Annotated in this window: 11 protein-coding genes and 1 pseudogene; 8 read left to right on the forward strand and 4 right to left on the reverse strand. The window is 66.3% G+C overall.

The features are described from left to right. The first annotated feature begins 137 nt into the window (after positions 1–137). Positions 138–737 carry an FMN-dependent NADH-azoreductase gene (locus AZKH_RS12845; protein WP_041657276.1) on the forward strand — a complete coding sequence of 200 codons (600 nt, stop codon included), beginning with the start codon at positions 138–140 and terminating at the stop codon, positions 735–737. 18 nt (positions 738–755) lie between these two features. Here the strand turns inward: AZKH_RS12845 and AZKH_RS12850 are convergent, their stop codons facing one another. From AZKH_RS12850 to AZKH_RS12860, 3 genes are all read right to left on the reverse strand, one after another. Further along, positions 756–1,709, reverse strand: coding sequence for a DMT family transporter (locus AZKH_RS12850; RefSeq protein ID WP_015436212.1), 954 nt, complete (start codon positions 1,707–1,709; stop codon positions 756–758). Between the two features lie 89 nt (positions 1,710–1,798). Beyond that, on the reverse strand, positions 1,799–2,626 hold the full coding sequence (locus AZKH_RS12855; protein WP_015436213.1) for an AraC family transcriptional regulator: 828 nt from the start codon (positions 2,624–2,626) through the stop codon (positions 1,799–1,801). A gap of 45 nt (positions 2,627–2,671) precedes the next feature. Next, positions 2,672–3,256: a hypothetical protein gene (locus AZKH_RS12860; RefSeq protein WP_015436214.1), complete on the reverse strand. Its 585-nt coding sequence runs from the start codon at positions 3,254–3,256 to the stop codon at positions 2,672–2,674. A 216-nt stretch (positions 3,257–3,472) separates the two neighbouring features. Between AZKH_RS12860 and AZKH_RS12865 the strand changes: the two genes are divergently transcribed. Continuing rightward, entirely contained in the window at positions 3,473–3,979 is a 507-nt protein-coding gene (locus AZKH_RS12865) for a DUF1993 family protein (protein WP_041656148.1), read from the forward strand. Between the two features lie 46 nt (positions 3,980–4,025). On the opposite strand, the pseudogene xsc reads toward AZKH_RS12865, so the two are convergent. Continuing rightward, positions 4,026–5,726: pseudogene (gene xsc, locus AZKH_RS12870) on the reverse strand (sulfoacetaldehyde acetyltransferase); the annotation flags it as partial. Positions 5,727–5,953: 227 nt separating this feature from the next. Here xsc and AZKH_RS12875 point away from each other — a divergent pair. From AZKH_RS12875 to AZKH_RS12900, 6 genes are all read left to right on the forward strand, one after another. Continuing rightward, a complete protein-coding gene (locus AZKH_RS12875) occupies positions 5,954–7,315 on the forward strand; it encodes an aminotransferase class III-fold pyridoxal phosphate-dependent enzyme (RefSeq protein ID WP_231874404.1) in 1,362 nt (453 codons plus the stop codon). Between the two features lie 36 nt (positions 7,316–7,351). After that, positions 7,352–8,365, forward strand: a complete 1,014-nt coding sequence (tauA, locus tag AZKH_RS12880; RefSeq protein WP_015436218.1) for a taurine ABC transporter substrate-binding protein — start codon at positions 7,352–7,354, stop codon at positions 8,363–8,365. Continuing rightward, the gene (locus tag AZKH_RS12885) at positions 8,362–9,234 is read left to right on the forward strand and encodes a taurine ABC transporter ATP-binding protein (protein ID WP_015436219.1); all 873 of its coding nucleotides are present in this window, start codon (positions 8,362–8,364) and stop codon (positions 9,232–9,234) included. The genes tauA and AZKH_RS12885 overlap by 4 nt, the downstream gene beginning before the upstream one ends. An 11-nt stretch (positions 9,235–9,245) precedes the next feature. Next, entirely contained in the window at positions 9,246–10,109 is an 864-nt protein-coding gene (locus tag AZKH_RS12890) for an ABC transporter permease subunit (RefSeq protein ID WP_015436220.1), read from the forward strand. A 139-nt stretch (positions 10,110–10,248) separates the two neighbouring features. Next, positions 10,249–11,034 carry an aliphatic sulfonate ABC transporter permease SsuC gene (gene ssuC, locus AZKH_RS12895; protein WP_015436221.1) on the forward strand — a complete coding sequence of 262 codons (786 nt, stop codon included), beginning with the start codon at positions 10,249–10,251 and terminating at the stop codon, positions 11,032–11,034. Positions 11,035–11,045: 11 nt separating this feature from the next. Then, positions 11,046–11,822, forward strand: coding sequence for an ATP-binding cassette domain-containing protein (locus AZKH_RS12900; RefSeq protein ID WP_015436222.1), 777 nt, complete (start codon positions 11,046–11,048; stop codon positions 11,820–11,822). Positions 11,823–11,844 lie beyond the last annotated feature (22 nt).

The raw sequence follows: 11,844 nt of genomic DNA on the forward strand, positions 1-11,844 counted from the left end.
ATCTGCTCGATTGTTCCGAATATGGAACAATGATAATCATCTTAAGGACTTCTGATCCATTAGTGAGCTCAATAAACTTCGTCCCATGGTTGAGGCAGTTCCTGCCGGCCCCTACCCCAGAATCGGAGATGAAGATCATGAAAATCCTGCAAATCAACGCCAGTGCCCGTTCCGCCGGTGCGAACTCCACCCGCCTGGCCGATGCCGTCACCGCTCGGCTGAAGGCGCAGAATCCGGAAGCCGTCGTCGAGCTGCGTGACCTGGCCGCGAACCCGCATCCGGTCCTCGACGAACCGGCCCTGGGGGCGCTCTTTACGCCCGTCGAGCAGCGCACGCCCGAGCAGGCAGCCCGTGTGGCGTTGGACGACGCGCTGATCGCCCAGGTCCAGTCGGTCGACGCCATCGTGCTGGGTGTGCCGATGTACAACTTCGGCGTGCCGGTGCAACTGAAGACCTGGATCGACGCGATCGCCCGTGCCGGCGTCACCTTCCGCTACACCGCCAACGGTCCCGAAGGTCTGCTGAAGGGCAAGAAGGTGTATGTCGCCCTGGCGCGTGGCGGCCTGTACCGCGACACGCCGGCCGATTCGCAGGTGCCTTACCTGCGGAGCGTCCTGGGCTTCCTCGGCATGACCGACGTGGAGTTCATCTACGCGGAGGGTCTGGCGATGGGTGCCGAATCGGCAAGCAAGGCGTTCGCCGAAGCCGAGGCACGGATCGAAGAGCTCTTCGCCTGATCCGAGGGCGGCGTTCGATCAGGCGGGCACCGGTTCCGGCTTGATCCGTACCGCCCACAACACGCCGGCCACGAGCAGGCCGACGCCGACCAGCGTCAGCGGCGCCGGCCACTCGCCACGCAACAGGAAGGCGTAGCTCAGGGCTGCGAGCGTTTCGAAGACGATCATTTGTCCGACCAGGGCCGTCGGCAGTCGCTGGCTCGCCTCGTTCCAGCACAGTGTGCCGACCCAGGACGCGAGGAGCCCGATCGCGGCCATCAGGCTGACGAAGGCGAGTGGACGCGGGCCGAAGGGCATCGGCAGCGGATCGTCGGTGACGCCCAGCCACATCCAGAGTGCGACGTAGCCGATGAGCGCCATCGGCAAGGTCACGAGGCCTTGCGCCGTCGCCCAGGCCCGCGGCTTGCGGCCCGGGTGCTCGCGCAACCAGTCGGCGTTGCGTAGCGGGTACCAGGTCCAGCAGGCGAGCGCGCAGACGGCAAACAAGGCGCCGACGGCATAGCGTGCGTGGTCGGTTGTGGATTGTGCGGCCAGTGCGGATAGCTCGGCCTGATTGACGCAGGCGATGCCGCCGGCGATCACCAATAGCGAGGGAAACAGTCGCAGCCAAGGCAGTCGGCCGTCGCGCCGATGGTCGCGCAGGTTTGCGCAGATCGCGATGATCACTGGCAGCGTGCCGATCATCATCGTCGGCAAGGGGGCGCCGGCACGCTGGATCGCGCTGGCGAGACAGAGGTAGTAAAGCAGATTGCCAACCGCGGCGAGCTTGAATGCCTCGATCCAGTCGGAGCGTGTCAGCCGCGCGAGTTCGCCGCGGTCGAACCAGCCGAGCGGCAAGGCGATCAGGCCGAAGGCGAGGTATCGGCCGAAGGACTGCAGGGTTGCCGGATATTCAGGCAGCAGCAAGGGGCCGATGAAGACCAGGCCCCACATCATCCCCGCCGCCATCGCGAACGCGACTCCGGTCCACATCAGTGACTCTCCCAATTACGATGGGGCGAGTCTCGCATGCCGACGCAATTGCCGTCTTGTATGAGATTGCGCTCTGCTCGGCGTTCGGCTCAGGCGCGGACCTGTCGCTGGTAGCGCGCCGGCGTCACGCCGTAGCGTCGGACGAATGCCCGCGTCAGGTGAGCCTGGTCGGTCAGGCCGGTTGCGGCGGCGATCTGTGCCGGGGCCTCTCCGGCGGCCAGGAGGCGCTTGGCGGCATGGAGGCGCAGCGCCATCAGCATCTGCTGCGGCGTCGCGTGGTGTTGCGCCTGGAAACGGCGCAGGAAATGGAAGGGGCTCAGGCCCGCGACTGCGGCCAAGTCTTCGAGCAGGATGCGGTCGCCGAGGTGGGCGCGCATGTAGTCCAGTACCGGCGCGAAGCGCAGCGCCTTGTCGTCACGTGCCGGTGACGGCACGCGCGCATGCGGCCGGAGTTCGGTCACAAACTGATGCAGCAGGCTGTCGAAGGCCAGTGGCTCGCGCGCCCGCCACAGCGACTCCAGCAGGCACGACAGGCGGCGCGCACGGCTGCGGTCGTTGTCCACGACCGCGCCCGAGAACCACCACTGCGGCTCGCCACTGATCTCGGCGAGCACGTCCGGATCGATGTAGATCATCCGGTAACGCCAACCGCCGTCCGTCTCGGCGCGCCCCGTGTGCAGGATGTCGGGATTCATCATTACGATCGACTCCGGCGGCGCGAGGTGCTCGCTGCCGGCGTAGCGGAAGCGTTCGACGCCGCGCTCGATCACGCCGAAACCGAAGGCTTCGTGGGTATGCGGGTCGAAGGCGTGACGGACGATATGGGCCCGATACAGCTCGATGCCGTTGCGCCCGGCCGGTTGACTGAATTCGGCCTGGTCTGAAGGGTGATCGAATTGTTGGGGAACGCCTTGCATGGACGGCAATTTACAACAGTCCTACGGCTCGAGAACGTGCGCGGCCTAACTCGTGAGCAGCGACAAGGTCCAGCGCGACGGGGTGTTCGCTTGCGCCTGCAAAGCCCGCGCCGCGTTGCCCAGGATGCTCGCCCGCGCCAACTGCGTCGTTTCGGCGGCCGAATCGGCGTCCTGGATCTCCAGGTCCTTCCAACGTTGTGCGGGCATGGTGTCGTCGTGCTGCGGGATGGACCCGGAATGGTTGGCTCCCGCGCGATCGAGTTCCGCATTCAGACCCTTCACCGCGGAATCGAGGCCGAGGCGGTCGAAATTCGTCGAGATGTGGCCGGTCGTCCGTTGGATCTGCGTGCGGATGGCGTTCATGTAGGCGGAAAACTGCGCCACGGTGCCGGTCGCGACCTGCTGCATCGAGACGCGCTCGTCGAGGAGCCTGCGGCTGTCGGCGATCTTTTGCGCGTGCAGGGCGACCTCGGCGGAAATTCCGTGGTCGGCGGGAATGTCGACGTTCGCATCGACGCGCGCGGTGTCCGTCCGATCTTGCGGGACGCTCGCCAGTGCGCCCATGGCGGCGTCCACGTTGCGCGAAGGAATTCCAATCATCGAAGTTTCGGCGCGGATTGTGAGTGTCATGGCCGCTTCCCCCGGTTTTTGGGCGAAGCATAGAGCGGTGAGGCGTTTGCGAAAATTCGCAGGATTTCGAGGCAGTCCTCGTAAAAGTACGTAGATCGCGGTGGTGCGACGGAAGCGAAGGGAAACTTTCGTCCGGCGGCGCGATCGAGAGGACGTGCGGCCCCAATCGCAGCAGTACCGCATGACCGCCGAATCGTGATCCCGAGGAGAAGAAAAATGATGCTATCGATGTATCAGGCAAGCGCGCCGCGTTTCACGCACATGCTGAGCAATCTGTCGGCAATCCTGCAGAAGGCCGAGGAGCAGGCCGCTGCGCGAAAATTCGATCCGACGGTCTTGCTGGCGGCACGTCTGTATCCGGACATGCTGCCGCTGCTGCGGCAGGTGCAGATCGCCTGCGACAACGCCAAGGGGCCGGTCGCGCGGCTGGCCGGCGTGGAGCCGCCGAAACACGAGGACAGCGAACAGAGCTTCGCGGATTTGCAGGCGCGAATCACGAAAACCATCGACTTCATCTCATCGGTGGCGGCGAATCAGATCGACGGCTCGGAGGATCGGGACATCCAACTCAAGGTCGGGCCACGCGAGCTGCGCTTTACCGGCATGCAGTACCTGTTCGGATTCGCCTTGCCGAACTTCTACTTTCACGTCGTGACGGCCTACGACATCCTGCGGCACAACGGGATCGAGCTCGGCAAGCGGGATTACCTCGGGGAGATCTGAACGCATCCGCCGTTCGGTCTCCCCGAGTTGTCCTCGAGCAGTGGGATCAGGCTTCCGGCGCGCTGAAGGCTGCATACTTCGGCAGCAGGCGGCGCGGCGGCTTGAACGCGTCGCGGCGGAAGGGATCGCCGAGCTGCTGCGTGAGCCGCAGGTCGATCACCGTCGGACGGTTGGAGGCGATCGCGGATAGCAGCGCATCGCCGACCTGGTCCTCATGCTCGACGAGGATGCCGTTCGCGCCCATCGCCCTGGCGACCGTCGAGAAGTCCGGATTGGCGAGCTCGGTGCCGAGGAAGCGGCTGTCGAAGTAGTCGATCTGGTTGCGCTTCTCGGCGCCCCATTGGGCGTTGTCGAAGACGACGGCGACGACGGGGATGTTCTCGCGCACGCAGGTCATCACTTCGGCGAGGCTCATGCCCCAGGCGCCGTCGCCGACGTAGGCGATCGACGGTCGATCCGGTCGGCCGACCTTCGCGCCGATCGCGGTCGGGAAGGCGTAGCCGCAGTTGCCGAAGCTCATCGCAGCGAAGAAGGAGTTCGGCGTGTCGAACTGCAGATAGCTGTTCGACACCGAGCAGACGTTGCCGATGTCGGTCGCGACCATCGCGTTCTTCGGCCGGGCGCGGGCGAGCGCGGCCAGCGCGCGACGCGGATCCACCCTGCCCGGCTCGTTGGCGCCGGCGAGGCCGCGGAGTTCGCCTTCCCAGGCTTCGCGCTCGGCGGCGACTTCCCGGACCCGTGAGACATCGGGACGGACGAATCCTTTCAGCGCGCGCAGCTCCCCTGCGATCGCCAGGGCGGCCGCGCGGGCGTCGCCGTGGATGCCGAGCGCGATCTTCTTCACGAGGCCGAGCACACGGTGGTCGGCGTCGACCTGAATGATCTTCGCGTCCTTCGGCCAATAGTCGAGACCGTATTGCGGCAGCGTTCCGAAAGGCCCCAAGCGCGTGCCCAGCGCGAGTACGACGTCCGCGCGGGAAATGAGCCGCATCGCCGCCTTCGAGCCTTGGTAGCCGAGCGGTCCGGCGGCGAGTGGATGACTCGCCGGGAAGCTGTCGTTGTGCAGATAAGAGTTCACGACCGGCGCGCTGAGCTGTTCGGCGAGCGCCGTAAGTTCGGCGACGCCATCGGCCATCGCGACGCCGCCGCCCGCGACGATCACCGGGAATTTCGCGTCGGCAAGCAGGCGCGCGGCCTCGCGGATCGCGTCGCTGCCGCCCGGGCCGCGTTCGATCTTCAGCGAGCGCGGGATCTCGGTCTCGATCTCGCCGTAGAAGTAGTCGCGCGGGATGTTGACCTGCGTGGGGCCGCGCTCATGCATCGCATAGTGGAATGCGCGCCCGGTGAGCTCCGCGATGCGCGCGGGGCTGTTCACGTGCGTCTGCCAGCGTGTGATCTTGGAAAAGATCGGCAGTTGGTCGGTCTCCTGGAAGCCGCCGAGGCCGGCAGTGGCGCTGCCCGCTTCCGGCGTGATCGCGACCACCGGGGAATGCGCCCAGTAGGCCGCGGCGATCGCGGTGACGAAGTTGGTGATGCCCGGGCCGTTCTGCGCGATGCACACGCCGTGGCGCCCGGTCGCGCGGGCGTAGCCGTCGGCCATGTGGGCGGCGTTCTGCTCGTGGGCGACCGAGATGAAGCGGATCCCGGCGAGCGGAAAGAGATCGTGCGCATCCATATAGGCTGACCCGACGATGCCGAAGACATCGGTCACGCCTTGCGCGACGAGCGTCTCGACAAAGGCCTCGGAGGCGTGACGCGCTGCTTCCCTTCATAAGCTGACATGCATTTGTTCTCCGTGTGGTTCGTCCGGAAAGTGTATGAGTCGAGCGGAAAGCCGCTTCCAATAAGATCTGCTGTGCTTATGGTGGAAAGGCCCGCAAATACTCGATCCTGCTAAGAACAGCAGTTCTTGTTCGTTCAGTCGGGATAGGACGTCTGCTTACCATCTGCTCCATGTCTTCCACGGAGCACATCGTGTCCGAAGTCCTTGCATCGCCGGTCGAGCTGTCGAAGTCCGCTCCTTCTCAGCGGGGCAACTCCCAGCTCGACAACTACTGGCTGCCCTTCACGCCGAACCGCGATTTCAAACGCGAGCCGAAACTGTTCGCCCGTGCATCCGGCATGTATTACTTCGATCCGAGGGGCCGGCCGATCATCGACGGCGCGTCGGGCCTGTTCGCGACCGCGGCCGGCCATGCCCGCGCGGAAATCGCCGAGGCGGTATACCGGCAGCTGAACGAGCTGGATTTCACGCCGAGCTTCTACCGCGGCCATCCCCTCGCCTTCGAGGCGGCAGCCCGGATCGCCGCCCTGCTGCCTCACGGTCTCGACCGCGTATTCCTCGTCAATTCCGGCTCCGAGGCGGTCGACAGTGCGATGAAGATCGCGCTCGCCTATCACCGTGCCCGCGGCGAAGAGCGGCGGACGCTGTTCGTGAGCCGCGAGCGCGCCTACCACGGCGTCAATTTCGGCGGCGTCGCGCTGTCGGGTCTCGTGAACAACCGCCGCGCCTTCCCCCAAGCGGGCCCGCAGGCCGCCCACATGCGCCACACCTGGCTTGCGCAGAACACCTTCAGCCGCGGCCAGCCTGAGCACGGTGCGGAGCTTGCCGACGATCTGCAGCGCATCATCGACCTGCACGGAGCAGAGACGATCGCCGCGGTCTTCGTCGAGCCGATTGCCGGCTCGACCGGCGTGCTCGTGCCACCCAAGGGCTACCTCGAACGCCTGCGGGCGATCTGCGACCGCCACGGCCTGCTGCTTGTGTTCGACGAAGTGATCACCGGCTTCGGCCGCACCGGCAAAGCGTTTGCGACGCAGAGTTTCGGTGTGCGACCGGACCTCGTCACGATGGCGAAGGCGATCACGAACGGTGCGCAGCCGATGGGCGCGGTGGCGGTCGACCGGCGCATCCACGACGCGGTGATCGATGCCGCGCCGGACAACGCGATCGAGTTCTTCCACGGTTACACGTCGAGCGGCCACCCCGCCGCATGCGCGGCCTGCGTCGCGAGCCTCGATATCTACGAGCGCGAAAAGCTCTTCGCTCGTAGCAAGACGCTCGCGCCACTCTTCGAAACGCATCTGCACGCGCTGCGCGATCTGCCCGTAGTGACGGATATCCGCAACTACGGCCTGCTCGCCGGCATCGATCTGAAGCCCGCCGGCAAGCCCGGCAAGCGCGGTTACGAAGTGCAGAAAGCCTTGTTCGACGCCGGGCTCCATCTGAAGACGACGGGCGACGCGGCGATCCTCGCGCCGGCGCTGGTCGCGCAGCCCTCGCATCTGGAAGAGATCTTCGACGTGCTCCGTCGAGTGCTCGTCCGCCAATCCTGACTTCGATCCGATTTCTTTGACACTACAGGAACGACCATGACCAGCAGAAGAAACTTCCTCCTCGCCCTTGCAGCCACCTCTGCCGTCTTCTCTGCCCCGGGCTTCGCCCAACAGAAGGAGGTCACGATCGCCTATCAGGACATGCTGGTGCCGTGGCGCGTGGCCCATGCGGCCGGCGAGATCGAAAAGGCCACCGGCTACAAGATCAACTTCCGCCAGTTCGGCGGCGGCGGGGACGTGATCCGGGCGCTGGCGTCCGGGCAGGTGCAGATCGGCGAAGCGGGCTCGGCGCCGATCGCGGCCGGCATCTCGCAGGGGCTACCGGTGGAACTCTTCTGGATCCTCGACGACATCAACGACGCCGAAGCGCTGATCGTGCGTAACGGCAGCGGCGTCGCGAGCCTTGCCGACCTGAAAGGCAAGAAGATCGGTGTGCCCTTCACCTCGACGACGCATTTCCACACGCTGGTTGCACTCGACCACGCGAAGGTGAATGCGAACGACGTGAAGATCGTGAACCTGCGTCCGCCGGAGGTCGCGGCGGCGTGGGAGCGCGGTGATATCGACGCGACCTTCATCTGGGAGCCGGTGCTGTCGAAGGTCAAGGCGAGCGGGAAGCAGCTCGTCTCCTCAGGCGAGATCTCGAAGCAGACCGGCAAGTCGACCTTCGACGGCGTGGTCGTCAATCGCGACTGGGCGAAGGACAACGCCGAGTTCGTCGCGCAGTTTACGAAGATCCTCGCCGCGGCCGACGAGCGTTATCGGAAGGACAAGGCGAAGTGGACAGCCTCTTCGCCCGAAGCCGCGGCAGTCGCGAAGATCACCGGTGCAAAGGCCGAGGACGTGCCAGCGGGACTCGCGCTGTACCGCTTCCCGACCGCGCGCGAACAGGCGTCGCCCACCTGGCTCGGCGGCGGCAAGTCGAGCGGCGCGGCGGCGTCGCTCGCGGCGACGGCGGCCTTCCTGAAGACGCAGGGCACGATCGCGAACGTGCTGCCGGACTACTCGGTGGGCGTGAATCCGAAGTACGCCGAGAAGGCGGCGCAATGAGCGGCGGCGCCAGTCTCGCGTTGCGCCGCGGGAACGACATGGTGAGCGTCCCAGCGGCCATCGCGCCGGAGCCGGCGCGCAGCACGCTGTCGGTCCGCGGTCTCTCGGTGCGCTTCGGGGAGAAGCGCACCAGAGACGCACACGCGACACTGGCGCTCGCCGGCGTCGACCTGGAGATGCGCGACGGCGACTTTGTCGTCGCGCTCGGCGCCTCGGGCTGCGGCAAGACGACGCTGCTGTCGTGCATCGCCGGCTTCATCCAGCCGTCCGCCGGCGAAATCCGGCTCAACGGACGGCCGATTGCAGGCCCGGGCGCCGACCGCGGCGTCGTGTTCCAGAAGCATGCGCTGATGCCGTGGCTGTCCGTGCGCGACAACGTCGAGTTCGGGCTGCGGATGCGCGGCGTCGACGCGGGAGAACGCCGCGCGCTGGCACTCGACAAGCTGCGGGCGGTGAGGCTGGAAGCGGTCGCCGAGAAGCCGGTCTTCCAACTCTCCGGTGGCATGCAGCAGCGTGTGGGCCTCGCCCGCGCCTTGGCCTCGAACCCGGAAGTGCTGCTGATGGACGAGCCCTTCGGCGCGCTGGACGCACTGACGCGGGAACAGGTGCAGGAACTCGTGCTGCGGCTCTGGGCGAGCGAACGGAAGATCGTCTTCTTCATCACTCACGACGTCGAGGAAGCGCTGTTCCTCGCAACCCGGCTGATCGTGATGAGCCCGTCGCCGGGACGCATCGCGCACGCCTTCGACCTGCCCTTCTCGCGCCGCTACGTGGAGTGCGGTGACGCGCGGCAGGTGAAGTCCGATCCGAATTTCATCGAATGGCGCGAGCGCATCCTCGCGCTGATCCATTCGAATCGCGGCGAATAGCGAGCAAGACCATGACCGTTTCGCAACTCCGGGCCTTCGCGCCCGTCTCTCGTCGTTCGGCTCCCGAGAAGGCGCTTGCGCCCGCGCAGACACATCGTTTTCCCGATACCCGCCGCGCGCCCGGCGCTTCGGTCGCCACCGTCGTCACGCTCTTTGCGCTGTGGTGGCTTGCGACCGCGAGCGGCTGGATTCCGCCGCTGGTGCTGCCCGGCCCCTCCGCGGTCGTGGACGCGCTGCTCGCCGCCCACCGGGGCGAGCTGCAGGGCGGACGTACGCTGCTCGATCATTTCCTGTGGAGCTTCGGCCGCGTGCTCGCGGGCTTCGTGCTCGCCTGCGTGACCGCCGTACCGGTCGGCATGCTGATGGGTGTGTCGCGAGTCGCGCGGGGCATCTTCGATCCTCCGATCGAGTTCTACCGCCCGCTGCCGCCGCTCGCCTACCTACCGCTGATCGTGATCTGGTTCGGCATCGAGGAGACGGCGAAGGTCCTGCTGATCTACCTCGCCTGCTTCGCACCGCTCGCCGTTTCCGCGCGCGCCGGCGTGCGTTCGGCGCAGCCCGAGCAGATCAACGCCGCCCTGTCGATGGGCGCCTCGCGCCTGCAGGTGGTCCGTCACGTGCTCCTGCCTGCAGCGCTTCCCGAGATCCTGACAGGCATGCGCATCGCGATCGGATTCGGCTGGACGACGCTTGTCGCCGCGGAACTGGTCGCAGCAACCGTGGGGCTGGGCCAACTCGTCATGAATGCATCCAACTTCCTGCGGACCGACGTCGTGCTGATGGGAATCCTCGTCATCGGCGCGATCGCCTGGGTGTTCGACCTCGCGATGCGCACGCTGGAAGCGCGGCTCGTGCCGTGGAAGGGGCACGGTTGAACGGCCACGCGAGCGCACTTATTCGCTCGCGGACATGCCGCCGCATTGCTCCGGTGATGCAAAGCTAATACGGAAGAATTGGTTCCCCGACGGTGCCGGAGCCCAAATAATTTGCCCATAACAGAGCCCGGAGAATCAGATGTCACACCGCAAATCCCACACAGCCATCGACCGGCTCGGTCCTTGGATCGTACCGATCCTGCTGATCGTCGTTTGGCAGGCCGCCTCGTCGGCGGGCTGGCTGTCCACGCGAATCCTCCCCGCGCCGCTCGATGTCGCGAAGGCCTTGGTCGGCTTGGCCCAGTCCGGCGAACTGTGGGGCCACATCAGCACCAGCACCTGGCGCGCCTTGTCCGGCTTCGCGGTCGGCGGCGGCCTCGGCCTCGTGCTCGGCCTGCTGACCGGGTCGCTGCGCAGCGCCGAGACGCTGATCGATTCGACGATCCAGATGGTCCGCAACATTCCGCCGCTCGCGCTGATCCCGCTGGTGATCCTGTGGTTCGGCATCGACGAGGCGGCGAAGCTCTTCCTCGTGTCGCTGGGCGTCTTCTTCCCCGTCTATATCAACACCTTCCACGGTATCCAGTCGGTGGACCGCGGCCTGATCGAGATGGGCAAGAGCTACGGCCTGTCGCGCTGGGGCCTGTACCGCGAAATTATCCTGCCCGGCGCCCTGCCTTCGATCCTCGTCGGCGTGCGGTTCTCGCTCGGTTTCATGTGGGTGATCCTGATCGTCGCCGAAACGATCTCGGCGCAGTCGGGCATCGGCTACATGACGATGAATGCGCGCGAATTCCTGCAGACCGACGTCGTGCTCGTCGGAATCCTGCTCTATGCGGCGCTCGGCAAGCTCGCCGACCTGGCAGCGAAGGGCCTCGAACGCTGGGGCCTGCGCTGGCATCCGCGCTACCAGACGACCGCCTGAAGGGGAATGCAATGAACATCAATCCAGTCGAACAATCCATCCTGCAGCGCACCGTCAGCAGCGTGCGTGGCGCCGAGGTCGCGATCTCCGGCGTATCCAAGGCCTACGGTGGGCAGACCGTGCTCGACGGCCTCAACCTGAACATCGAAGCCGGCAGTTTCGTCGCGATCGTCGGACGCAGCGGCTGCGGCAAGAGCACCCTGCTGCGCCTCATTTCCGGGCTCGAACAGCCCGAGGCTGGCTCGGTCGCAGTCGGCGGCGGGGGCTTCTCCGGCATCGCGCGAGACGTCCGCTTCATGTTCCAGGATCCGCGCCTGCTGCCGTGGAAACGCGTGCTCGCGAACGTCGCGCTCGGCCTACCGGCCGCCGCACAGCCGAAAGCGCGTGAAGTGCTCGGACAGGTCGGCCTCGCGTCCCGTGCCAATGAGTGGCCGGCAGTGCTCTCGGGCGGTCAGCGGCAACGCGTCGCGCTCGCCCGTGCGCTAGTCCATGACCCGGCGCTGCTGCTGCTGGACGAGCCGCTCGGGGCGCTCGATGCGCTGACCCGCATCGAGATGCAGCAGCTCATCGAAACGCTCTGGCAGACGCGCAATTTCACGGCGCTGCTGGTCACCCACGACGTCTCGGAAGCCGTCGCGCTGGCGGACCGCGTGATCCTGCTCGAACACGGCCGCGTCGCACTCGATCTGCCGATGGACCTGCCGAGGCCGCGCGTGCGCGGCAGCGCAGAGTTCGCCGCGCTGGAGCAAACGATCCTCGATCGCGTGCTGCGCACCGGCGTGCTCTGACCCTCCTCCCCGTTGAAACAGG

Source organism: Azoarcus sp. KH32C (assembly GCF_000349945.1).
Taxonomy (GTDB): Bacteria; Pseudomonadota; Gammaproteobacteria; order Burkholderiales; family Rhodocyclaceae; genus Aromatoleum.